This is a genomic window from Frankia sp. CeTa3Moorea, assembly GCF_978021225.1.
The window spans coordinates 49,533-72,768 of sequence record NZ_CDXDOR010000007.1 but is presented as its reverse complement, the minus strand read 5'-3'; the positions used below and the strand labels follow the sequence as shown (position 1 = coordinate 72,768).

Annotated in this window: 18 protein-coding genes and 1 riboswitch; of the genes, 16 read left to right on the top strand and 2 right to left on the bottom strand. The window is 68.6% G+C overall.

All coding sequences use genetic code 11. The features are described from left to right. Nucleotides 1-188 precede the first annotated feature (188 nt). From AC08OV_RS02920 to AC08OV_RS02895, 6 genes are all read left to right on the top strand, one after another. Nucleotides 189-953, top strand: a complete 765-nt coding sequence (locus AC08OV_RS02920; protein ID WP_476614371.1) for a response regulator — start codon at nt 189-191, stop codon at nt 951-953. A gap of 501 nt (nt 954-1,454) precedes the next feature. Next, a complete protein-coding gene (gene kdpF / locus AC08OV_RS02915; RefSeq protein ID WP_462188043.1) occupies nt 1,455-1,544 on the top strand; it encodes a K(+)-transporting ATPase subunit F in 90 nt (29 codons plus the stop codon). Next, complete coding sequence (gene kdpA / locus AC08OV_RS02910; protein ID WP_476614370.1) at nt 1,545-3,206, top strand: potassium-transporting ATPase subunit KdpA; 1,662 nt, start codon at nt 1,545-1,547, stop codon at nt 3,204-3,206. Continuing rightward, the gene (gene kdpB, locus AC08OV_RS02905) at nt 3,207-5,369 is read left to right on the top strand and encodes a potassium-transporting ATPase subunit KdpB (RefSeq protein ID WP_476614369.1); all 2,163 of its coding nucleotides are present in this window, start codon (nt 3,207-3,209) and stop codon (nt 5,367-5,369) included. It begins immediately after the preceding gene. Between the two features lie 2 nt (nt 5,370-5,371). Continuing rightward, nucleotides 5,372-6,268 carry a potassium-transporting ATPase subunit C gene (locus tag AC08OV_RS02900; RefSeq protein WP_476614368.1) on the top strand — a complete coding sequence of 299 codons (897 nt, stop codon included), beginning with the start codon at nt 5,372-5,374 and terminating at the stop codon, nt 6,266-6,268. A 96-nt stretch (nt 6,269-6,364) separates the two neighbouring features. Continuing rightward, a complete protein-coding gene (locus AC08OV_RS02895) occupies nt 6,365-7,063 on the top strand; it encodes a response regulator (RefSeq protein WP_476614367.1) in 699 nt (232 codons plus the stop codon). Between the two features lie 51 nt (nt 7,064-7,114). Here the strand turns inward: AC08OV_RS02895 and AC08OV_RS02890 are convergent, their stop codons facing one another. Both AC08OV_RS02890 and corA read right to left on the bottom strand, forming a co-directional pair. Beyond that, nucleotides 7,115-9,715 carry a sensor histidine kinase gene (locus AC08OV_RS02890; protein WP_476614366.1) on the bottom strand — a complete coding sequence of 867 codons (2,601 nt, stop codon included), beginning with the start codon at nt 9,713-9,715 and terminating at the stop codon, nt 7,115-7,117. 154 nt (nt 9,716-9,869) lie between these two features. Continuing rightward, nucleotides 9,870-10,901, bottom strand: coding sequence for a magnesium/cobalt transporter CorA (gene corA / locus AC08OV_RS02885; RefSeq protein ID WP_476614365.1), 1,032 nt, complete (start codon nt 10,899-10,901; stop codon nt 9,870-9,872). A gap of 234 nt (nt 10,902-11,135) precedes the next feature. Continuing rightward, nucleotides 11,136-11,303: riboswitch (M-box (ykoK) riboswitch) on the bottom strand. Between the two features lie 740 nt (nt 11,304-12,043). On the opposite strand from corA, the gene AC08OV_RS02880 reads away from it, so the two are divergent. The 10 genes from AC08OV_RS02880 to AC08OV_RS02835 all read left to right on the top strand — a co-directional run. Continuing rightward, entirely contained in the window at nt 12,044-13,648 is a 1,605-nt protein-coding gene (locus tag AC08OV_RS02880) for an acyl-CoA dehydrogenase family protein (RefSeq protein WP_476619261.1), read from the top strand. Nucleotides 13,649-14,035: 387 nt separating this feature from the next. After that, nucleotides 14,036-14,230, top strand: coding sequence for a hypothetical protein (locus tag AC08OV_RS02875; protein ID WP_476619260.1), 195 nt, complete (start codon nt 14,036-14,038; stop codon nt 14,228-14,230). 104 nt (nt 14,231-14,334) lie between these two features. After that, the gene (locus AC08OV_RS02870; RefSeq protein ID WP_476612381.1) at nt 14,335-15,939 is read left to right on the top strand and encodes an AMP-binding protein; all 1,605 of its coding nucleotides are present in this window, start codon (nt 14,335-14,337) and stop codon (nt 15,937-15,939) included. After that, nucleotides 15,936-16,175: an acyl carrier protein gene (locus tag AC08OV_RS02865; RefSeq protein WP_011437665.1), complete on the top strand. Its 240-nt coding sequence runs from the start codon at nt 15,936-15,938 to the stop codon at nt 16,173-16,175. The genes AC08OV_RS02870 and AC08OV_RS02865 overlap by 4 nt, the downstream gene beginning before the upstream one ends. Beyond that, on the top strand, nt 16,172-17,113 hold the full coding sequence (locus AC08OV_RS02860; protein ID WP_476612382.1) for a transglutaminase-like domain-containing protein: 942 nt from the start codon (nt 16,172-16,174) through the stop codon (nt 17,111-17,113). The genes AC08OV_RS02865 and AC08OV_RS02860 overlap by 4 nt, the downstream gene beginning before the upstream one ends. A gap of 31 nt (nt 17,114-17,144) precedes the next feature. Then, nucleotides 17,145-18,272, top strand: coding sequence for a diiron oxygenase (locus AC08OV_RS02855; protein WP_476612383.1), 1,128 nt, complete (start codon nt 17,145-17,147; stop codon nt 18,270-18,272). Further along, nucleotides 18,269-18,958 (top strand): SGNH/GDSL hydrolase family protein, encoded by a 690-nt coding sequence (locus AC08OV_RS02850; RefSeq protein ID WP_476612384.1) that lies wholly within the window; start codon nt 18,269-18,271, stop codon nt 18,956-18,958. The genes AC08OV_RS02855 and AC08OV_RS02850 overlap by 4 nt, the downstream gene beginning before the upstream one ends. Next, the gene (locus AC08OV_RS02845) at nt 18,955-21,111 is read left to right on the top strand and encodes an iron-containing redox enzyme family protein (RefSeq protein ID WP_476612385.1); all 2,157 of its coding nucleotides are present in this window, start codon (nt 18,955-18,957) and stop codon (nt 21,109-21,111) included. Before AC08OV_RS02850 ends, AC08OV_RS02845 begins: the two co-directional genes overlap by 4 nt. After that, nucleotides 21,108-22,256, top strand: coding sequence for an acyl-CoA dehydrogenase family protein (locus tag AC08OV_RS02840; RefSeq protein ID WP_476612386.1), 1,149 nt, complete (start codon nt 21,108-21,110; stop codon nt 22,254-22,256). Before AC08OV_RS02845 ends, AC08OV_RS02840 begins: the two co-directional genes overlap by 4 nt. A gap of 36 nt (nt 22,257-22,292) precedes the next feature. Then, nucleotides 22,293-23,236, top strand: a 944-nt coding sequence (locus AC08OV_RS02835; protein ID WP_476619259.1) for a SidA/IucD/PvdA family monooxygenase, incomplete at its 3' end; no start/stop codon positions are given.

Below are 23,236 nucleotides of genomic sequence, written 5' to 3'. Positions count from 1 at the left end.
GCCCGCCCGGCCGTCAGCATCATCGTCACGATCTACCTCTCCCAGCCCCGCCCAAGTCAGCCTAGATGGAAAGTACTGCCTGTCTCGTCTCATCTTGGCAGGTAGGGGCGCAGGGGGCGAGGATGAGGGATGATGCCAGGGTAGGAGGCGCTGCCGGTCCGGAGGTGGCTGGAGGGGACGGGGCGGATATGACCCGTCTTCTGTTCGTGGAGGACGAACCGCAGCTGCTGCGGGCCATGCGGATCACCCTGCGCGCTCGGGGGTTCGAGGTACGCACAGCGGTGGACGGCCGGCACGCGCTGTCGGAGGCGGCGTCGTGCCCACCCGACCTGGTCATTCTGGATCTTGGCTTGCCCGACATGGACGGCGTTGAGGTCATCCAGGGGCTACGGGGTTGGACCGGGGTTCCCATCATCGTGTTGTCCGGTCGCGCCTCGGGTCACGACAAGGTGGCCGCGCTCGACGCCGGCGCCGACGACTACGTCACGAAGCCGTTCTCGATCGACGAGCTGCTGGCCCGGATCCGGGCCGTGACCCGCCGCGCCGCCAGCGCGGAACCGGTGACCGTTGTCGACCTCGGCCGGTACCGGATCGACCTCGGGGAAAAGCGAATCAGCCCACGAGACAGCGCCGACGCCGACGCCGACGCCGACGCGAGCGCGGGCGCGGGCAGCGGTCGTGAGGGTCCATCCGCGACCGGTGGAGAGGACAAGCCGGACGGTCTACGCCTCACCCCGACAGAATGGCGGCTGCTGGAAGCACTGGTACGCCACCCCGGCAAGCTCATCAGCCATCAGCAGCTGATCAGTCAGGTCTGGGGTCCCGGCGTGGCGGACGACAGCTCCTCGCTCCGCCTCTACATCAACAAACTGCGTCGCAAGCTCGAACCCGACCCGGCCCGACCCCGCTACCTGACCACCGAACCGGGCCTGGGCTACCGCTACCAGCCGTAACCACCACGCCTCATTAGCACTCACGGTAGCGCCAGGACACCCCAGCGCCAGGACACCCCAGCGTCAGGACGCCATGGCGTCAGGACACCCTTCGCGGGGATCACCTGGACAAGACGGGGCGGACCGGCCTGCTCCCCGCCCGGGCGGCCGTCCGTGGACCACCGAGAGGTGTTCTGCGTCTCATCCGGGTTGCGCACACCGGGTTGTGCGCGGGTGCGGATCTCGTCCGGGCCGGATGCCGTGTGAGCACCGTGTTGAATTTTCGGGATTGGGCGTCATTGGACCGTTAGCTTCGCTGGTCCGCTGGCGGCAAGGGCTAGATACTGGCAGCTGCCATCAGGCCAGGACGCCAGCCAGGGCGGCGCATTTGTTCCGATCTCATCCGAATCCGAGCTCATCCAAAGTAGAAGGCAGGAGTTCCGTGCGTGACGTTGTCTTCGTGCTGCTGACCCTTGCGGTGTTCGCGGTACTCGGGCTAACCCTCAAGGCAGTGGAGAAGCTGTGAGCGTGGAGAACATCGCCGGCCTGATCCTTGCCGTAGCCCTCGCGATCTTCCTCGTGGCGGCCCTGCTGTTCCCGGAGCGGTTCTAGATGGGCACGAACGCCGCGGGCGTCATCTTCATCGTCTCGATGGTGCTGGCTCTTACCCTGACTTACCGGCCATTCGGCGACTATATGGCCCGGGTGCATACGAGCGGGAAGCACCTGCGGGTGGAACGCGGTATCTACCGGCTGATCGGGGTGGATCCGGGCGCCGAGCAGCGCTGGTCGGTGTATGCCCGCAGCGTGCTGGCGTTCTCGCTCGTCTCGGTGCTGTTCCTGTACCTGTTCCAGCGGGTGCAGAACCACCTGTGGCTGGCGCTGGGCCTGCCGGCGGTCAAGCCGGACCTGGCGTGGAACACGGCGGTCAGTTTCACCACGAACACGAACTGGCAGGCCTATTCGGGTGAGTCGACGATGGGCCATCTGGTCCAGATGTCCGGCCTGGCGGTGCAGAACTTCGTGTCCGCCGCGGTAGGTATCGCGGTGGCGATCGCGGTGGTGCGCGGCTTCGCCCGGAAGAAGACCGACCAGCTGGGCAACTTCTGGGTGGACCTGGTCCGCACCGTCGTGCGGATCCTGCTGCCGGTCTGCGCGCTCGCGGCGATCGTGCTGATCGCCGGCGGTGCGATCCAGAACTTCCACGGGAACACCACGGTCCCCACCCTGGCCGGGGGGGAGCAGGCGGTCACCGGGGGTCCGGTCGCCAGCCAGGAGGCCATCAAGGACTTCGGCACCAACGGCGGCGGCTTCTACAACGCCAACTCCTCGCATCCGTTCGAGAACCCGACCTCCTGGACGAACTGGTTCGAGATCTACCTGCTGCTGTCGATCGGGTTCGCGTTGCCGCGGACGTTCGGCAAGATGGTCGGCAGCACCCGGCAGGGGCTGGCGATCGTCGCGGTGATGGCGGTGCTGGCGCTGGGCAGTCTGGGAGCCAACGAGGTGTTCCAGGCGATCCACCACGGCACGGTGCCGACAGCCGTCGGGGCGGCCCGGGAGGGTACGGAGACCCGGTTTGGTGTGCCGGACTCGGCGCTGTTCGCCACGGCCACGACGCTGACGTCGACCGGGTCCGTCGACTCGTTCCATGACTCGTACACCAGCCTGGGTGGCGCGACGCTGCTGTTCAACATGATGCTCGGCGAGGTCGCGCCCGGCGGCACCGGATCGGGACTCTACGGGATCCTGGTCCTCGCGGTGATCACGGTGTTCGTCGCGGGTTTGATGATTGGACGAACGCCGGAGTACCTGGGCAAGAAGATCGGCAGTCGAGAGATCAAGTTCGCCTCGCTGTATTTCCTCACGATGCCGGTCATCGTGCTGGTCGGCACCGGCCTGGCGATGGCGCTGCCGGGGGAACGGGCGGGGATGCTCAACAGCGGGCCGCACGGCCTGTCCGAGGTGCTCTACGCCTTCACCTCGGCGGCGAACAACAACGGCTCGGCGTTCGCCGGCATCACGGTGAACACCGACTGGTATAACACCGCGCTCGGCCTCGCGATGGCCTTCGGCCGCTTCCTGCCGATGGTCTTCGTGCTGGGGCTGGCCGGATCGTTTGCGAAACAGCAGCCGGTGCCGGAAACCGCGGGGACGCTGCCGACCCATCGCCCGCAGTTCGTGGGGATGCTCGTCGGCGTCACCGTGATCATCGTCGCTCTCACCTTCTTCCCGGCGCTCGCGCTCGGTCCGCTCGCGGAGGGTCTGCACTAGATGTCCACCTCGACCATTGCGGGTACGCCGGTTCCGGCGCCCGCGCCGACCCCGCCGCCGGCTCCCCGGCGGGTACAGGGGGGGCTGCTCGACCCGACGATGCTCCTGCGGTCGACGCCGGACGCGCTGCGCAAGCTCGACCCGCGCACGCTGTGGCGCAACCCGGTGATGTTCATCGTGGAGATCGGCGCGGTGTTCACTACTGTCCTGGCGATTCGGGACGAGACCGCGTTCAGCTGGCTGATCACGGTCTGGCTCTGGCTGACCGTGTTGTTCGCCAACCTCGCCGAAGCGGTTGCGGAGGGCCGCGGCAAGGCCCAGGCGGACGCGCTACGCCGCACCAAGACTGACACGATCGCCCACCGGCTGCGCGACGACGGCCGGCTCGAGGAGGTGCCCGCGCCGCGGCTGCGGCAGGGCGACACCGTCGTCGTCGAGGCGGGTCAGTTCATCCCCGGGGACGGCGACGTCATCGAGGGGATTGCCAGCGTCGACGAGTCGGCCATCACCGGTGAGTCCGCGCCGGTGATCCGGGAGTCCGGCGGTGACCGCAGTTCGGTGACCGGCGGCACCCGGGTGCTGTCGGACCGGATCGTCGTGCGGATCACTCAGAAACCGGGCGAGAGCTTCATCGACCGGATGATCGCGCTGGTGGAGGGGGCGAATCGGCAGAAGACCCCGAACGAGATCGCGCTGAACATCCTGCTGGCCGCCCTGGCGCTCACCTTCCTGCTCGCTGTCGCGACCCTGCAGCCGTTGGCGATCTTCTCGAAGGCGCAGCTGCCGGGCGTGCCGGACACCAGCGCGCTGAACGGCGACGGCCTGTCCGGGATCGTGATGGTGTCGCTGCTGGTCTGCCTGATCCCGACGACGATCGGCGCGTTGCTGTCCGCGATCGGCATCGCCGGCATGGACCGGCTGGTCCAACGCAACGTGCTGGCCATGTCCGGCCGGGCCGTCGAGGCCGCCGGCGACGTCAACACCCTCCTGCTCGACAAGACCGGGACGATCACTATTGGCAACCGGGAGGCGCGGGCCTTCGTCCCGGTCGGCGGCACGTCGGAGAATGACCTGGCCAGCGTGGCCCAGCTGTCCTCGCTCGCGGACGAGACCCCCGAGGGCCGCTCCATCGTCGTGCACGCGAAGAACACCTACGGCCTGCGGGAGCGTAGCCCCGGTGAGCTCAGCCACGCCCGGTTCGTGGCGTTCACCGCCCAGACCCGGATGTCCGGGGTCGACCTCGATGCGATCGACGGGGGGCCGAACCGGCAGGTGCGCAAGGGAGCGGCCAGCGCGGTGATCACCTGGGTGCGAGATCGTGGTGGCACCGTGCCCGCGGAGACCGGGGAGATCGTGGACGGCATCTCCGCTTCCGGCGGCACCCCGCTGGTCGTTGCCGAGGCCACCGATGGCGGCACGGCCCGCGTCCTGGGCGTGATCCAGCTCAAGGACGTCGTCAAGCAGGGCATGCGTGAGCGGTTCGACGAGATGCGCCGGATGGGCATCCGCACCATCATGATCACCGGTGACAATCCGCGGACCGCCCGGTCGATCGCCGAGGAGGCGGGCGTCGACGACTTCCTCGCCGAGGCCACGCCCGAAGACAAGATGGCCCTGATCAAACGAGAGCAGGCTGGCGGCAAGCTCGTCGCAATGACCGGCGACGGCACCAACGACGCCCCTGCGCTCGCCCAGGCCGATGTCGGCGTGGCGATGAACACCGGCACGTCGGCCGCCAAGGAGGCCGGCAACATGGTCGACCTCGACTCCAACCCGACGAAGCTGATCGAGATCGTCGAGATCGGGAAGCAGCTGCTCATCACCCGCGGGGCGCTGACCACCTTCTCGATCGCCAACGACATCGCCAAGTACTTCGCGATCATCCCGGCGATGTTCGCGGCGATCTATCCCGGGCTGGACACGCTCAACCTCATGCGGCTGCACAGCCCGCAGTCGGCGATCCTCTCCGCCGTCATCTTCAACGCGCTCGTCATCCTCGCCCTGATCCCGCTGGCGCTGCGCGGCGTCCGTTACACCCCGTCCAGCGCGTCGGCGATGCTGCGTCGCAACCTCTACATCTACGGCGTCGGCGGTCTGATCATCCCGTTCGTCGGGATCAAACTCATCGACCTTGTCATCCAGTTCATCCCGGGAGCCCGGTAACCATGCCTGTGACCCGACTTCCCTCCTTCGTGCGGCAGCATCTCGCCGCCTTCCGCGCACTGCTCGTGCTGACCGTGCTCACCGGCATCGCCTATCCGCTGGTCATCACGGCCATTGCGCAGCTTCCCGGGCTGAAGGACAAGGCGAACGGCTCGTTCGTCACGAACGCCAGCGGCCAGATCGTCGGTTCAGCCGAGATCGGCCAACTGTTCACCGACGACAAGGGCAACCCGATCCCCAAATACTTCCAGTCCCGCCCGTCGGCGGCCGGCGACGGGTACGATCCGACGTCAACGTCCGCGTCCAACCTCGGCCCGGAAGACATTGTCGACAGTTTCGACGACCCGGCCACCAAGGACGAGGACGAAAGCAGCCAGAGCCTGCTCACCCAGGTCTGCGCCCGCAGCAAGGCCATCGGTGACCTGGAAGGGGCCGACGGCCGGCGTCCCTTCTGCACCGCGAACGGCGTCGGCGCGGTCCTGTCGGTGTTCCGGACCGGCGGCACCACCGGACCGGTCACCCGGGCCGTCAGCATCAACGAGGAGTGCCCGGCCGCGCCCTTCGTCGCCACGTACCAGGGCGTCAAGGTCGAGTGCACCAAGCCCGGCGAGGACTACTCGGCCGGCATCACTGTGCCGATCAAGGGGCCGGGTAAGGGCACGGACAACCCGGTCCCGGCGGACGCGGTCACCGCTTCCGGTAGCGGCCTCGACCCCGACATCTCCCCGGCCTACGCCTACCTGCAGGTGAACCGGGTCGCGAAGGAACGCGGCCTCGACCCGGCCACGGTCCGCGCGTTGGTCCACGACCACGAAGACGGCCGGTCGCTGGGCTTCATGGGCGAACCCACGGTCAACGTCCTCGCCCTGAACCTGGCCCTCGACAAGAGGACCAGGTAACGGGACGCTCAGCCCCGAGGACACCCCCGGCGGAGGCCTCACGATGATTCGCACCCTGCCCGCCGTACCGCCCGGTTCACTGCCGGGAGATGACGCGTGACCAGCGTGCTCGTGGTGGACGACGACCCACGGCTGCTCCGCGCGCTACACATCACCCTGCGCGCCCGCGGCTACCAGGTCACCGTCGCCGCGGACGGAAGCCGCGCGCTCGCCGCCGCCGCCGAACACGAACCCGACATCATCCTGCTCGACCTGGGGCTTCCCGACCTCGATGGCGTCGACGTCATCCACGCCCTGCGCGGCTGGACCGCCGCCCCGGTCATCGTGCTCTCCGGGCGCGCCGGCAGCAGCGATAAGATCGTAGCGTTGGACGCCGGTGCCGACGACTACGTCACCAAGCCCTTCCGGGTCGACGAACTGCTCGCCCGGCTGCGCGCCGTCGTCCGGCGCACCCCGCCGCCCACCGAACCGCTCACCGTCGCCCTGGGCGACTATCTGATCGACCTCGACGCACGGCGCGTCACCCGCAAACCCGACAGCGCACGCCCGGACGGTCCCGCCGAGGTCCGGCTCACCCCCACGGAATGGCACCTGCTCGACGTCCTGGTCCGCCACCCCGAAAAGCTACTGACCTACCGGGATCTGCTGCCCCAGGCCGGCGGTCCCGCCCCCAAGGAGCAGAGCCACTACCTGCGCCAGTACATCGGCCGGCTGCGCCACAAACTTGAACTCAACCCGGCACAGCCCCGCCACCTCATCACCGAGCCAGGCATGGGCTACCGGTTCCAGCCATGACCTCGTTATCCACATGTGACCTCGTTGGCCAGCCATGACCTCATCGTCAAACTATGACCTCGTTGTCTGTTGACCGTCCCGCGATCTGAGGACCGCACCGCCCGCCGGCTGGGCGGACCCGCCGACCGTCGCGACCGGCAGCGTTACCACCATGGTCAGGCCCCCGCCGGGGGTGTCCTCCGGCGTCAGGGTGCCGCCCATCGCCTCCGTCAGGCCCCGGGAGAGCGCGAGGCCCAGCCCGATGCCGCTGTCGTTGTCGGTGTCGCCCAGCCGCTGGAACGGCGTGAACGCCTGGTCACGCTCCTCCGCGGGCAGTCCAGGCCCGCGGTCGATGACCCGCAGCTGGATCCGGTCGCGCAACGCACTAGCGGTGATCAGCGGGGGCTGGCCCGGGGGTGAATAGCGGGTCGCGTTGGACAGCAGGTTGGCGATCACCCGTTCCAGTAGCGCCGGGTCGGCGTAGGCCAGCGGAAGGTCGTCCGGGACCGTCACAGCCACGTCGCGAGCTGCCGGGCCCAGGTCGCGCAGCACGCCGGGAATCACGTCGTCGAGCCCGACCGGGGCGGGGAACACGCTCAGGCGTCCAGCCTGCAACCGGCTCATGTCGAGCAGGTTCTCCACCAGCCGGGCCAGATGGTCCAACGCTTCCTCAGCGGTGGCGAGCAGTTCCGCCTGCTCCTCGGCGCTCCACTCGACCTCGTTGCCGCGTAGGTTCGCGACTGCCGCCGAGGCCGTGGCGAGCGGGCTGCGCAGGTCGTGGCTGACGGCAGTGAGCAGGGCGCGGCGGGTGCGGTCCGCTTCGGCGAGTGGCCCGGCTTCCGCTGCCACCTGGGCCAGCCGCCGCTGTTCGAGGGCGACCGCGGCCTGCGCGGCGAAGGCGGTGAGTACCCGGCGGTCCGCCGCGGGCAGCGGCCGGCCCCGCAGGACCAACGTCAGCTTCTCGCTGACCGGTACTTCCGTGTCGGCCTCGTCCGGCCGCAGGCACGGGTCGGGCCCGGCGCTGTCGACCACCCGCCAGCCGTGACGGTCTGCCTTGTGGGCGCCGTTCTGACCGCCCTCGGCTGCGCGTTCGAGCAGGGCGACCGAGGTCAGCCCGAACGTCTCCCGCACCTGCGCGAGCAGTGCCGGCAGCGCCTGCTCGCCACGCAGCACGCTCCCGGCCAAGGTCGAGAGCATCTCCGCCTCCGCGGTAGCGCGTACCGCCTGGCTGGTCCGCCGGGCGGCCAGGTCGACCACGCTGCTCACCATCACCGCAACCGCCAGGAACGCCAGGAGTGCGAGCACGTTGTTACTCTCGGCGATGATGAAGCGGTGTATTGGTGGGATGAAGTAGTAGTTCAGCAGCAGCAAGCCGCCAAGCGCGGCCAGCAACGCCGGCAGCAGGCCGCCCACCAGCGCCACGGCGACCACCACGATCAGGAACCCCAGCACGTTGCTGGTCAGGTTGAGATCGGTCCGCTGGTGCGTCAACGCAAGGGTCAGCAGCGGCAGCAGCACGACCGCGGCCAAGACACCGGCAAGCCGCCGCCGGAGGGTCAGCCCACGGGCCCGGCGGGGCAGCAGCCGCCCCTTGCCCACCTCCTCGTGGGTGACCAGGTGCACGTCGATCGGCCCGGACAGTTTCGTTGTCGTGACGCCGATACCAGGGTCGATCATGTGGGCCAGCCGGCCGCGCCGGCTCGCGCCGAGCACGAGTTGGGTCGCGTTCTCCGCTCGGGCGAATTCCAGCAGCGCAATGGGAATGTCGTCCCCGGCCACCTGGTGGTAGCTGCCGCCCAGGCTCTCCACCAACACCCGCTGCCGGGCCAGATGCGCGGGCGACGCACCGGCCAGGCCATCGGATCGGGTGACGTGGACCGCGAGCAGGTCCGCACCCTTGGCGCGATCCGCGATCCGCGCCGCCCGGCGGATCAGGGTGTCGCCCTCAGGGCCGCCGGTCAGTGCGACAACCACCCGCTCCCGCGTCTCCCAGATGCCGGAGATCTGGTGCTCGGTGCGGTAGTGATCGAGCTGTTCGTCCACCTTGTCGGCCAGCCACAGCAGTGCCAACTCCCGCAGCGCGGTCAGATTGCCGACCCGGAAGTAGTTGCCCAGCGCGGCGTCGATCTTGTCTGGGCCGTAGATGTTGCCGTGGGCCATCCGCCGCCGCAGCGCCTCCGGTGTCATGTCGACCAGTTCGACTTGTTCGGCGGCGCGTACCACCGCGTCCGGCACGGTCTCCCGCTGCGGGACTCCGGTGATCCTTTCCACGACGTCGTTGAGCGACTCCAGATGTTGGATGTTCAACGTCGACAGCACGTCGATGTCCGCGTTCAACAGCTCGTGGACGTCCTGCCAACGCTTGGCGTTCCGGCACCCCGGGACGGTCGTGTGCGCCAGCTCGTCGACGAGCACCACCGCTGGCGCGCGGGCCAGGATCGCATCCACGTCCATCTCAGTAAAGGTGGCACCGCGGTAGGAGACCGTGCGGCGGGGCATGATCTCCAATCCGTCCAGCAACGCGGCGGTCCGCGGTCGCCCATGGGTCTCCACCAGCCCGACCACGACGTCCGTTCCGCGCGCCTTGCGCCGCTGAGCCTCACAGAGCATGTCGTAGGTCTTGCCCACCCCCGGCGCCGCGCCGAGGTAGATCCGCAGTCTGCCGCTCGCCATACGCCCCAGTGTCCGCGTACGAGCCGCCGCTCACGAGCCTGCGGGGCGATACGTAACCGGCTGTTCGAGGAAGCCGGAGCGGGCTGTGCAATCCACACCGGCGGCAACCTCACGATACGTGGGCCAGCCGACGCCCTCGTCCTCCTCGCGCTGGTCACAGCCACCGCCGCTGCCTGAAGATCACGTACAGCATAATGGACACCAAGGCCATCAGGCCGAGCGCGAACGGGTACCCGAACTCCCAGCTCAGTTCCGGCATGGTCTCGAAATTCATCCCGTACACAGTGCCGATCAGGGTGGGCGCGAAGAGGATGGCCGCCCAGGCCGAGATCTTCTTGACCTCCTCGTTCTGCGCGAGGCTCGACTCGGTCAGCGTCTTCATCTCCTCGTTCTGCCGCTGCCCGACCAGCGCGGCGTTGACGGTCAGGATGTTCGCCAGCAGTTGGCGGAACCCCTCGATCCGCTCCACCACGCCCACCGCGTGGTCGGACACGTCCCGCAGGTACTGCTGCAGCTCGGGGTCCACGCCGTACTTGGCGAACCCCGCGGCCAGCGCGTCCAGCATGCCCAGCAGCGGCTTGGCCGCCCGCTGGAACTCGATGACCTCACGGGACAGCTCGTAAATGCGCCGGCTCACCGCCGGAGCTCCCCGGAACACCTCGGTCTCGATCTCGTCGATGTCGTTCACCAACCCGTCCACCACCGGGGCGTAATCGTCGACGACCCGGTCCAGGATTGCGTACAACACCGCCTCCGGGCCGTGGGCCAACAGCTCCGGGTCGGACTCCATCCGCCGGCGCACCCGAGGCAGATCCGGCGTATCCCCGTGCCGAACTGTGATGACGAAGTCGTCCCCGACGAAGACGTGCAGTTCGGAAAAGTCAACCTCTTCCCGCGCGTCGTCATAACGGGCGGCCCGCAACACCACGAACAGGGTCTTGCCGTACCGTTCCAGCTTCGGCCGTTGATGTGCCTGCACCGCGTCCTCGATTGCCAGCTCGTGCAGGTCGAACTCGGCCGCGATCGAAGCGATCTCCCGCTCGTCCGGGTGGACCAGACCGATCCACGCCAGATCTTGCTTGTTCCGGCCCCGGCGGTCCCGCAGCAACTGGTAGGTCTCGCCCAGCGAGCCCGGCCGCGCCAAGCGCCGGCCCGCGGCGTAAAACGCGTTCTCCACGACAGTCATCACGTCAGCTCCCCGGGCCGCGAACGGCATCCGCGTCCGCCCGCATGGTTGTGTCGGCAGGCTCAGGCGAGGGGGGTCACCGAGGCGACGGGGGTCACCGAGTCAGCCCAAGACAGACGGCAACTATGGCCGGGACTCATCCCGCCACCCCCCTTCCACCAGGCGCCCGCAGGCGCGACTAGTCCAGGCGGGGTGACCGCGACAACCACACCCGGCGGAAGCCGGGCGACACCGAGCACCCCTCCTCGTCAGAGCTTTGGCACTGCGCGGCGTAATCCCCACCGGGAAGCCACTTGGGCTCACCCCTTAGCCCGGGGAGAGCTGTCCTGACCCGGGGCGTCTCTCGACGTTCAAGGTCAGTGGCCTATGTCCGCGCAGACGCCTCACCGAACGAGGTGCTGCCCGGCCAGGATGCCCCCGCACGCCAGCTCGTGTCAATGTCGGCAACCGGACCAAACGGCGCGCACCCCGACGAAACACACGTCCGGGCCGGACCACGCCAGTGTCGCCACCCGCGCGCCTCGCCGAGGTGACCTGCGCCACCCGGATGTTTCCCGCGGGCGGGTCGGTTCTTGGCGCGCATTCTCGGTCTCGATCGTCACTGGGGCTGGTTGATCCACATTCGGGTGGGGAGCGGGGCGGCGTGGGACGGCGGCGGAATCGCCCTCGGCATCGATGCCGACGTCGTCTCCCGAAACACCCGGCCCCCGGCTTTAGTGGCGTCACGTTGGGTGATGGCCTGCACCGGGCTCGCATCGGCAGCGGTCCCCAGGTCATGGCTGCTCTCCGCACCCTGGTGATCAGCCTGCTCCGGTTCGCTGGTTTCGCCAACACCGCTCGAGCCTTACGCCGCCACGCCGCTATCCCGACCAGGAGATCACCCTCGTGACCAGCATAAATACGACTTTGCGATGCTCCTGGGGCGGCGGTGACTGCGGACTTCCAGAATCCCCGACCGCCCCCCCACCCCACCAGGCCGTGTTCCGGCGCATGCGCATCCACTGCACACCTATCAAGGTCACAGACAGTCACAGATTTCTATTCTCAAATACGCTTCTGAAAGGTGTGCTACTCTGCTGAAGTCTCAGGTGCTGGCGGAACTGCTGGACCAGTGAACTGGACCCAGTCGGGAGGACTAGAGGATGGGCTTGAAGGCCCCTGGACAGGTTCTTACCCCACCGACGGCAACGGACGGCGTGCCGGAGATAGCCCCGGCATCGGCCTCGGTAGCGCGGATGCTGGACTTTCTGCGTCAGTACGCGCGGAATTTTCTGAACTCCCGGTTGATGGACGAGCGCCGCTCGTTGCCGCCTGCGTTGGTGTCGGATTTCGCCGACGTGGGTTTGCTCGGGTTACAGATCCCCAGAAAATACCAGGGGCAGGAGCTGTCGAACGCCGACATGGCCAGGGTGTTTATACAGCTTGGGGCCATCGACGCCAACCTCGCGGTGTTGTGCGCGGTGCACAACACGTTGGGGACCCCGCCGATCGCGCTTTTCGCGGGTGAGGAGGTCAAGCGCGACGTGCTGCCGCGCCTGGGCCGGGGCCAGGCACTGATCACGAGCGCGATCAGTGAACCGAGTATCGGTTCGCACGTCAGGGGGCTCACCGCCCGCGCGACGAAGCATGCTGATGGCAGCTACACGATTAACGGCACTAAAAAGTGGATCTCCTTGGGTGGAGACGCACGGTACGTGAACGTATTCGCGCAGCTCCATAACGAACGTGGCCAAGCTATGGGCATCACGGGTTTCCTGGTCGACAGCCGCACACCTGGCTTCGGCGTTGGCCCGGAAATGCTGACTCTGGGCTTGCGTGCCGTCCCGCAGTACGACCTCACCTTCACGGACCTGCGGGTGCTTCCGTCGGCGCTGCTGGGGGTTGAGGGGAAGGGGCTGTCCGCGGCCAAGACGGCGTTTATGGCTGGTCGAGTGGTGCTTCCCGCGAGCACGCTGGGAGCGGCGATGCGCTCCTTGGAGCTGGCCCAGCGGTTTGCCAAGGGGCGTGAGGTCGCCACCGGCTATCTGGCCGAGAATGGCCGGATTCGGCAGATATTCGCCGAGGCCGGGGCTGCGGTCCAGGCGGTAGAGACTTTGCTTTTCCGTATCGCAGCGTGGCGTGACGCTGGCCAGGTCGTCCCCGACGCCTGGTATTTCTGTGCAAAAATATTGGGATGTGAGCTGGCCTGGAGGGCCGTGGACACGGCCCTCCAGGTGTTGGCCGCTCGGGGCTTTCTCGATACCAGCATCGTCGGCCAGCACTTCCGCGACTTCCGGTTGTTCCGAATTTTCGAAGGTGCCACGGAGGCGATCACGGTATATCTGGGCACCATGATGGCCGGGAATCCCGGCGAGTTCGGAGCGCTAGTCCACCAGCGATCCTCGACTCCACAGGTGCTCGATCTCGCTGACCAGGTCGCGCAGATCATCGCCAGCCGTCCCGATGACCCTGCCGGGCGCCACATCCACGCTGCCGTTGTCGGGGAGCTGGTGTGCTGGACCATGATGGCCGTGGTGACGAGTGGCATCGCCGGCCACTCCGCGATGCATGCTTACACCGCCTCGTGGGTTGAGCGCCAGTTGCGTGACCGTCTGCGCGGCGCCCACCAGGACCTCCACGTCGGTGATTTGCCGACTGCGGAGGAGTTCGCCGACCATGTCGCCAGCTACAACAGGGTGATCGGCGACATTGACCAGAGGCGCTGGCCTGGTGAGGAGTGGCGAGCCGATCCGCTACTGCGTCCGTGAAGATGGGGTGCGGTGCCCCGGGCACTACGACTGCTCGGGGCACCGCACCGGCATGCTAAGCGGCAGGGACACAGAGATCACTATTCCCGAGTTGGCTTGAAACCCCTCGCCGTCTTGGCTGCGAGGGGTTATTCGGTGATGCCGTGGGGCGGCTGGTTCCGCTGCTACGCCGCCCCCGGGACGAGGGTCTCTTCGCCCGGCTCGGCCACGACCTGACCGGCCTGGCCCGTGCCACGCAGGGTCGTACACCCGAACTGACCGCGTGCATCCTCATGGGTCGACCTGCATGAATCGATCATGTCTGGCCGGGGTCGCCGAGACAGTGGGCTTCGTTGATGCAACAGACCCGTCTGGTACTCTCCCGCGCCGGCAGTGTGTTTCTACCCGGTGGCCGGGGTCGCCGCCCGCGGCGGGGCTGACGCCCGTTTCTCGATCATCGTCAGGATCGGCGCGGCGGTCCGGAAAGTGATCGTCTCCATCGACGCGACCGCCTGGACCCCGATTCGTTATCTGCCCAGCCCGTTCCCACCCCAGATGATCACGATAAAGATCGTCGAAATCGAACGATTGATTGAAGATTAGTAACCTTCTTGCGCTCTGACGTAACTTGTGTTTCGCTTCCATTGATTCCGTCAATCTCCCGATTTGGGGCGTTATTTCGTTTATTCGGGCAAGGGGGAGACCTGGTGAGCGCGCTCTGGGATGCGGTAGGCACCAACGCCCGCCCGAAGACGGCACTGCACCTGCCGTTCGAGGGACGATCCGTACCCGTCACGCAACTGCTGGCCGACGCCGAGCGGACGGCAACAGTGATCGCCGGCCGGCGTCGCGTCGGCATCCTGATGGCCAACGGCGAACCCTGGCTGCGCGGGCTGCTCGCGTGCTTCCGGATCGGGGCTGCCGCGGTGCCCATCGCCCTCCCCGTGGCGTTCGGGAGCAGCGAGGGCTACCAGAAGCACCTGCGCCGCGTCATCGAGGACGCCGAGCTGGAGACCCTGCTGGTGGACGGCCAGAGCGCGCACCTGCTCAGCCGGCTCGGAACGTTGCCGAACGTCCGGCTGGACGACATCACGGAGGTACCCGAGCCGGCCGGGCCGGTCGGTGAGAACCCGGCCGACGAGTTCGCGGTGATCCAGTACACCTCCGGTAGCACCTCGGCGCCCAAGGGTGTCGGGCTGACCGCCGACACCATCCTGGCCGGCCTGGCGGCCATAGCCGACGGCCTGGGCCTGACCGAGACCGACGAGATCGGCATCTGGCTGCCGCTGTTCCACGACATGGGCCTGTTCGGCATGCTCGCGCACCTGGCCAGGGGCTGCTCGGTCAACCTCTGGCGCACCACCGACTTCCTCCGGGACACCCGCGGCTGGCTGGCTGGCGCGGCGGCGTCCGGCGCCAGCGTGCTGCCCATGCCCAACTTCGCCTATCAGCGCATGGTCGAGGCGGTCGAAGCCGGCGGCGCTCCCGACGGACTCGATCTGTCCGGGTGGCGGGCCGCCTGCAACGGCGCCGAGCCCGTGCAGTGGTCGACGCTGGAGGCATTCAACCGGGTGTTCGGCCCGTACGGGTTCCGGCCCGAGGCGATGCTTCCGTGCTACGGCATGGCCGAAGCCACGCTCGTCGTCAGCTGGGCGACGCCGAAGGACCTGCCGTGGCACCTCACCGTCGACCGGTTCGCCCTCGCGCCGGGCGACGAGGTCGCCCGCGTCGCCCCGGAGGCCGACAACGCCCGTGAGGTCGTCGCCTGCGGTTCGGCGGCGCCGGGCATCGCCTTCCGGATCGACGCCCCGGGTGCCGGTCAGGTCGGCGAGGTCCAGATCCGTGGCGCGGCCGTGATGGGCGGCTACCTCGGGCTGCCCGCCGACCAACAGCCCTTCACCTCCGACGGCTGGTTGCGCACCGGTGACCTCGGGTTCGAGGCCGAGGGCGAGTTGTTCCTGGTCGGCCGCCTCAAGGACATGGCAATCATCCGCGGTCAGAACTACTACGCCGAAGACGTTGAGCAGATCGCGCGCCGCGTCCAGGGTTTCGACGTCCGGGCCTGCGCCGCCCTCCAGGCCAGGGACGGCGGCTTCGAGCACCTCGCGGTCCTCGTCGAGACACCGCTCGAGGGTGCGGAGGCCGCCGCTCTGACGAGTGCCGTCGAGGCGGCCATCTCCGCTGAGCTCGGCCCCGGGGTGGCGTTCGTGCACCCCGTGCCCGTCCGCTCCATCCCGCACACCAGCTCCGGCAAGGTTCGCCGCCAAGCCGCCAGGGACCTCTACCAGAAGACCGTGAAGGACGCCTCATGAGTATGCAGACCGTCGAGGACGCGGTGGCCACCGCCCTGGCCAACCGGCTGCAGATGGACAAGGCCGACATCGACCTGGATCTCCCCATGCACCTGCTACCGAAGATCGAGTCGGTGGTGATCCTCAGCGTGGTGGTGGATCTCGAGGACGCACTGAGTGTGGCGATTCCCGACGACGTCCCGTTCGCGGCGGTTACCGCACGTGACCTTGCCGAGCTCATCAAGGAACTCATGTGAGACTCCGCTTCGAGCCGACCCCGCCGGACCTGGCCGTCTTCGACACCACCCTCGCCGACGCGGCCACCGTGCTGTGCACCGACGAAGCCGGGGTCGTCGCGCTCGGCCTGCGGCAGGTCGACGGCCTGCTCGACTACACCGACGTCGCCAACGCGGCGCTGCACTCCGGCACCGGCACCACGGTGCCTGAACTGGCCAGGCGGCTGCTCATGCGGTTTGTGGCGGCCGAGCCGGACAGCTGGTTCGTGCCCCTGGACTGGACGGTTGCGGTACACCGGGCACCCACCGGTGAGACCTTCCAGGTGGCGGTCCCGGATCTGGACGCCGAGGGCGTCGAGCTCCTGGACGACCCGGCTGCCGACCTGCCGCGGCCGGTCGTCGCCGAGGGTTATCAGGTCGATCCGTACCAGGTGCGCGTCCGGCTCACCGGCGAGCGTTTCGACATCACCGACCGCCGGGTCCGCGCGGCGTTCGACGACGTCCTCGGTGCCTTCGACAGCGGCGCGGTGCGCTATCAGGCGATCGCCGAGCCGCTGCGCACCGACCACCGACGGTCCTGGGATCTGGGTGTCGCCGACTGCGTCGTGGCGGGGAGGGTCCTCGCCAACCGGCTGCGGGCCGAAGGATTCCAGGCGCGGGCCCGCCGCGGCTTCCTGCTGGGCCTCGTCGGCAACGATCACGGCTGGTGCGAGGTCCACCTCGACGGTCAGTGGCGCGCCCTGGACCCGGCGTTCGCCTACCTCGCGGCCGAGCATGGTCGGGACGGCGGGGCGGAGTTCCGGGCGGCCTGCCGTGGCAGCCGGTTCAACCGCCTGCTGCCGTGCGCCGTGGCCGAGTCGGCCGCGCTGTTCCTGCGGCCGGACGGCACGCCGCCCCCGGCGTGGGCTTTCGGGGCCGTGTCCTCACGTCTTCGGCGCGCTGTCGTCAGCCGAGCCTGAAGAGACCTGAAGAGACCTGAAGAGAGTGGTCATGAAGTCAGACACGATGGCGGAGCTGGCTGGTGGCTGGGCCGTTCCGCTCGGCGGGGACGCGCTGTTCACCTGGGACTACGACGCCGGCACCGAGCAGATGCTGAACCTGTACTCCCGCGGCAAGCAGCGCCAGTGGGACGCCGAGACGCAGCTGGACTGGAGCCACGACGTCGACCCGGACAACCCGCTCGGCCTGCCCGACGAGTTCATCTGGATCGCCGGCACGCCGGTGTGGGAGCGCCTGCCGGAGGCGGAGCGGACCACCGTCCGCCGGCATATAGCCGGCTGGCTCTATTCCCAATTCCTGCACGGTGAGCAGGGCGGCCTGGTGTGCTCGGCGAAGGTCGTCCAGGCCGTGCCGGACATCGCCTCGAAGTTCTACGCCGCCACGCAGGTGATGGACGAGGCCAGGCACGTCGAGGCGTACCAGCGCATGCTACAGACCAAGATCAAAGTGCAGTACCCGATCTCCACCGGTCTGCGCGGCCTGCTTGAGGCGATCATCGGTGACAGCCGCTGGGACATCACCTACCTCGGCATGCAGGTGATGATCGAGGGCCTGGCGCTGGCGGCGTTCAGCATCCAGCGCGACCGGATGCGCGATCCGCTGGCGCAGGCGCTCAACGCCTACGTGCTGCAGGACGAGGCGCGTCATGTCGCGTTCGGACGGTTGGCACTGCGCGACTACTACAGTCAGCTCAGCACCGCCGAACTGCGTGAGCGGGAGGATTTCGCGGTCGAGGCGTGCTGGGTGCTCAAGGACCGGTTCGTCGGCGAGGAGATGTGGCGCAAACTCGACTACGGTGCCGAAGAATGCATCGCGCTGGCCAACCGCTCGCCCGCCCAGCGCGAATTCCGGCGCCGGGTGTTCACCCGGATTGTCCCAACGCTGAAGGACATCAACCTGTTCGGCCCCAGGATACAGGAGAGCCTGCGTGAGCTGGGCGTCCTCGGGTTCAGCCGGGTCGACGGGGCCGAGATAAGCGCTGATGACGAGCGGATCGCCGACGAAATTGCCAGGCTGGAGTTTGCCACCCGGCAGCGGGAAGTGTCCGCGGCCATAGCCTGCGGCGCCGGCTCCGGCTCCGACGGCGACGGCGGCGACAACGGCGAGGACGAGGGATGACCGAACTGACCGAAGCCACCGACCCGTACGTTACCTCCACCGAAGCCGGTGTGGAGTTGCTGGCGGGCGCGCCGTGGAAGCGGATCGCGGTGATCGGCGACAGCATCTCGACCGGAATACGCGAAGCTGTGCCCGGCTACCAGGACCTGTCCTGGGTGGACCGGATCAGTGCCGTGCTGCACCGCATTCACCCTGACCTCGACGAGATTCGGCTGGCCAAGCGCGATCTGACGCTGACCGAAATCCGCCAGACGCAGTTGCAGCCGGCCCTGGACTTCAAGCCCGACCTGGTGTTCCTCTCCGGCGGCGGCAACGACTTCATCAGGCCGGGCTTCGATCCGATCACCGTGCGCACCGAGCTGACCGAGATCGTTTCCAGGGTCAGGGTGACCGGTGCCGACATCCTCACCATCGGGATGCTCGATATCAGCCAGGCGGGCATCGTCTCCGAGAAGTACGGGGAAATGTTCAGCAAGGCGACCAGGATCGTCACCCGGATCACGCGGGAGGTGTCCCAGGAGTACGGCGCGATCTTCGTCTCGTTCACCGACCATCCGCTCTGCGCCGACGCGGGCATCTACTGCAGCGACAGGCTGCACCTCAACTGCCGCGGCCAGGCGTTCGAGGCCACCGGGAAGATGCACGGGCTCGCCGCTCACCTGGCCGCGAGGAGCAAAGCCGCATGACCGATCTGACGACCTCGCTGCCGCTGGGACCGTTCGAGTGCAGCCCGGCCGCGGCCGCCGAGACAGCCGCGGCCGTGGCCGGGCCGCCGGCCGCCCTGTACCGCCAGCTGCTGGTCGAGCAGGAGTCCGAAGCGACGCTGGTGGCCGCCCGCCGGGTGCTCGCCGCGTTCCTGCCGGACAGTGCCGGTCCGGACAGGGAGGCCGGTCCGGACCGGGAGCACGTGCTCGCCGAGCTGGCTGGCTCCCGCGTGGCGATTGCGGGGGTCGCCGCTCGGCTCCGCACCGCTTCGGCCGAGACTGTGGCCGCGGTGCTGCGGCAGCGCGCCCCGCTCGCGCTGATCGAAGGCTGCTGGCTGGACACCGTGTCGCAGCCAGCGACCCAACCCGCCATGATCGTCAACCGGCTGGGCGCCGAGCAGCTGGAGTTGCTGGGTCGTGGCGTGGCCGAGCGCACCCTGGCCCATCAGCGCCGCCGGCTGCTGGCGGAGCACGGCGTGGTGCTCCCTGGCCTGGCGGCCACCGACTTCCTGACCGCAGCGCAGGCCCGGCCGCTCACCGTGGTGACGGCCGCCTTCTACCTGGCGCTGTCCCGGCTGCCGGCCAGTTTCCTGCCCGAGGTGGTCGGCGTGCACTGCGCCTTCCGGGCACTGGGCACCGACGCCGCACTATCCGGTGTGGACGGCCCTGGGTATGATCCGGCGCCGCTGCTGGCGGAGTATCTGGCGCTTACCGAGCAGTCGCCTACCGGCCCGGCCGACCGGGCGCGGCTGCTCGCGGCGATCCAGCTCGTCGTGCGTCTGGAGAGCGCGCACGTGGCGATGCTCGACGAGCTCGCGAGCTGGCACCAGGGCCTGTCACTCGACGCCAGAGTGGCGCTGATCGTCGCCAGGCACGCACCGTACGCGGGCCGCCAGCACCACAAGGTGCAGATCTCCGGTACCCCGCTGCGCGACCTGTTCGCCGACCCGGCATTTGACGCCGCGGCGTTCACCCGCCAGCTTCGCTCCTCTAGCCAGCTGAAGCCGCTGCGGGCCGGCGGTTGCCGCTTCACCAGGGCGATCACGTTCGGCGGACCGATGTTCGGGATCTTCGACGAGGCCGAAGCGCGCACGATCGGGCAGTGGGCGGCCGCTGTTGCCGCGGGTGAGGAACCCGGCGCCGACCTGGCTGCCTGCACCGCCGGCGACGAGGGCGCCGCTGCCTGGCAGCGTGCGCTCGTGGCTGCCGACCCCGGCGACGTCCTCGCCGCCGAGCCGCCGGCTCTCGACGAGCGTCAGTTCCTGTACCGCCTGGTCAACGTCGAGCGGTTCCCCAGTGTGCTGGCTGCCGCCCGCAGCCGCGTCGAGCTGGTGCTCGCCCAGGCCGAGGGGATGTTCGAGCTGGGAGCCGCCGGGCGCTACACCGACGCCACCTGGTTCGACTACAGCCCCGAGGCGCTGTGGGAGCGGGTGGACACCCTCTACTGGACGAAGCTCGTCGAGCCCTTCCGGCCGCTGACCGACATCCCGTCCAGGAAGAACGTGATCAACAACCAGAAGCGGTTCGCGCTGGGCAACCTCGTCGACGGCGCCTGCATGCACCGGATCGGCAACACCGGCCGCTTCCACCGCCCCAGCGACGGGCCGCTGTTCGCCATCTACGCCGACGAGATGGGCCGCGGCGACGTCGCCAAGAACCACATCACGCTGATCTACCAGGCCCTGACCAGCATGGGCATCCACCTGCCGCACCTGCGCTCGGAGGAGTTCCTCACCCAGGCCGAGCTGCCCGACCTGACCTACCCGTACGCCACCTACCAGCTCAGCCTGGCGCTGTTCCCGGACTCCCGCTACGAGGAGATCCTCGGCTACAGCCTGGGGATAGAGATGTTCGGCCTCGGCGAGCTGCGGCTGCACGAGATGGAGAAGATGCGCCATCACCGCTTCGACATCGCCTACGAGGCAGCGCATCTGTCCATCGACAACGTCTCGGCCGGCCACGCCCGCCAGGCGGCCGACCTGATCGTCGGCTACCTCGACCACGTCGGCCGCACCGCCGGCCCGGTTGCCGTCGAGCGAGCCTGGCAGCGGGTGTGGCGCGGCTACGCCTCGTTCGCGTTCTTCGTCGAGCCGCAGTTGGCCAGGCGCCTGATGGCAGGGCGGGCCGCCGCATGAGCCTGGACCCGGAGCTGGTGGCGCTGCCGTTCTACGAGCAGCCACACCGCGAGCTGGCCGAGGCGCTCGGCAGGTTCTGGGACACCCGCGCCGATCTGGCGGCGGCAGCCCGGACCGGCGCGCCGGCGAAGTACGGCGCCCGCGTGCTGCGCGAGCTGGGGGCCGCGGGGCTGCTGGAGCCCGCCGACCTGCGCAGCCTGTGCCTGACGAGGGAAGCCCTGGCCTACACCGAGGACCTGGCCGACTTCGCGTTCTCGATCCAGGTCCTGGCCGCCTGGCCGATCCAGCGCCACGGCACCGACGAGCAGAAGCGGCGCTGGCTGCCCGGCATGGCCCGTGGCGAGCTGGCCGGCGCGTTCGCGCTGTCGGAGGAGCAGGCCGGCTCGGACGTCGCCGCGCTCGCCCTGCGCGCCGTGCCAGACGGCGCGCAGTACGTCCTGGACGGGAACAAGACGTGGATCGCCGGCGCCGCGGGCGCCGACGTCTTCTGCGTGGTGGCCCGCACCGGCGACGGCCCGGCCGCGCTGGGCCTGACCGCGCTGCTCGTCCCGGCCGGCACCCCGGGCCTGCGGATCGAGCCGATCGACCTGGTGGCCGAACGCGACATCGCCCGGCTGGAGTTCGACGGCTGCCGGGTCCCGGCCGACGCCGTCCTGGGCTCCCGCGGCGGCGGGTTCATCGTGGCCATGGAGCTGCTCGAACGGTTCCGTCTCACCGTCGGCGCCGCGGCGCTCGGCTTCGCCCGCCGGGCCGCCGACGCCGCTCTGGCCAGGGCCAGGGAACGGGCCGCGTACGGCAGGCGGCTGTTCGACCTGCCGACGGTGAAGGCCAGCTTCGCCGATGTCGAGGTACGGCTGAACGCCGCCGCCCTCCTGGTGGCCAGGGCCGCCTGGGAGGCCGACCGGGGCGCCCCGCTGGCCAGGCACTCCAGCATCGCGAAGCTGTACGCCACCGAGGCCGCCCAGCAGGTCGTGGACGCGGCCGTGCAGGTCTACGGCGCGGCCGGGCTGGTGCACGACAGCCTGCCGGAGCGGCTGTACCGGCAGATCCGGTCGCTGCGGATCTACGAGGGCGCCTCCGAGGTGCTGCGCCTCGCCATCGCCGACGCCCTGGGCCCGCGCGGCCGGTTTCACGAGCGAATGTAAGTTCGTCTGTCCGAACGCTGAAAGCGAGCTCTTCTCATGGGGAGTAAGTCTCCGCGGTACCGCTGTGTCGGAATCGGGGCCGGACCGGCCAACCTGAGCCTGGCAGCCCTGTTGCACGGTGACCCAGGGATGCCGAACCTGGTCATCGACAGGAAGGCCGAATTCACCTGGCACGACGATCAGCTCATCCCGGGAGTGACCCTCCAGGTGTCCTTGTTCAAGGACCTTGTGAGCCTGTCCGACCCGACCAGCCCATTCTCGTTCATAGCCTATCTCCACGACCGCGGGCGAATCTACCACTACCTCAACGCACAGTTCGAAAAAGTGCCCCGTGCGGAGTTCCGTAACTACCTCGGCTGGGCCTGCAGCCGCAACGAGAACGTTGTGTTCGGCGAGGAGGCGCAGTCCGTCGACTTCACCAGCGACGCCTTTGTCGTGCAGACCGACAAGCGCACCCTCCTCGCCGACAACGTGGTGGTCGGCGTCGGCACCGTGCCGTGGGTGCCGATGTTCGCCCGCCCGCACCTGGGCAGCACTCAGTTCCATGTCAGCGAGTTCAGGTCGAAAGCCGTCGGCCTGCGCGACAAGCGGGTGGCGGTGATCGGCGGCGGCCAATCCGGCGCCGAGGCGTTCCTCGACCTGATCTCCCGGCCCGACAGCGAACTGCCGCACCGGGTGTCGTGGCTGTCCCGACGGCGCAACTACTTCCCGATCGACGATTCGCCGTTCACCAACGAGTTCTACATGCCCTGCCACTCCGACTACTTTGCCGAGCTCGACCTGGCCGTACGGGCCGACTTCAACAGCCAGCAGGTGCTGACCAGCGACGGCATCTCCGAGTCCACCGCCCGGGAAATCTATCAGCAGATCTACGTCCACCGGTTCATCACTGGCGCCCCGCAGCTCACCGGGCTCTACCCCAACCGCGAGGTGGTCGGCGTCGAGGCGTGCTCGCCGGACGGCTGGAGCATCTCCGTCCA

Coding starts and splice junctions, on each gene's coding strand:
- AC08OV_RS02845 (WP_476612385.1), top strand. CDS start 18,955: ATGACCGATCTGACGACCTCGCTGCCGCTGGGACCGTTCGAGTGCAGC.
- AC08OV_RS02855 (WP_476612383.1), top strand. CDS start 17,145: ATGAAGTCAGACACGATGGCGGAGCTGGCTGGTGGCTGGGCCGTTCCG.
- AC08OV_RS02900 (WP_476614368.1), top strand. CDS start 5,372: ATGCCTGTGACCCGACTTCCCTCCTTCGTGCGGCAGCATCTCGCCGCC.
- AC08OV_RS02880 (WP_476619261.1), top strand. CDS start 12,044: ATGGGCTTGAAGGCCCCTGGACAGGTTCTTACCCCACCGACGGCAACG.
- AC08OV_RS02865 (WP_011437665.1), top strand. CDS start 15,936: ATGAGTATGCAGACCGTCGAGGACGCGGTGGCCACCGCCCTGGCCAAC.
- kdpB (WP_476614369.1), top strand. CDS start 3,207: ATGTCCACCTCGACCATTGCGGGTACGCCGGTTCCGGCGCCCGCGCCG.
- corA (WP_476614365.1), bottom strand. CDS start 10,901: ATGACTGTCGTGGAGAACGCGTTTTACGCCGCGGGCCGGCGCTTGGCG.
- kdpA (WP_476614370.1), top strand. CDS start 1,545: ATGGGCACGAACGCCGCGGGCGTCATCTTCATCGTCTCGATGGTGCTG.
- AC08OV_RS02890 (WP_476614366.1), bottom strand. CDS start 9,715: ATGGCGAGCGGCAGACTGCGGATCTACCTCGGCGCGGCGCCGGGGGTG.
- AC08OV_RS02920 (WP_476614371.1), top strand. CDS start 189: ATGACCCGTCTTCTGTTCGTGGAGGACGAACCGCAGCTGCTGCGGGCC.
- AC08OV_RS02840 (WP_476612386.1), top strand. CDS start 21,108: ATGAGCCTGGACCCGGAGCTGGTGGCGCTGCCGTTCTACGAGCAGCCA.
- AC08OV_RS02850 (WP_476612384.1), top strand. CDS start 18,269: ATGACCGAACTGACCGAAGCCACCGACCCGTACGTTACCTCCACCGAA.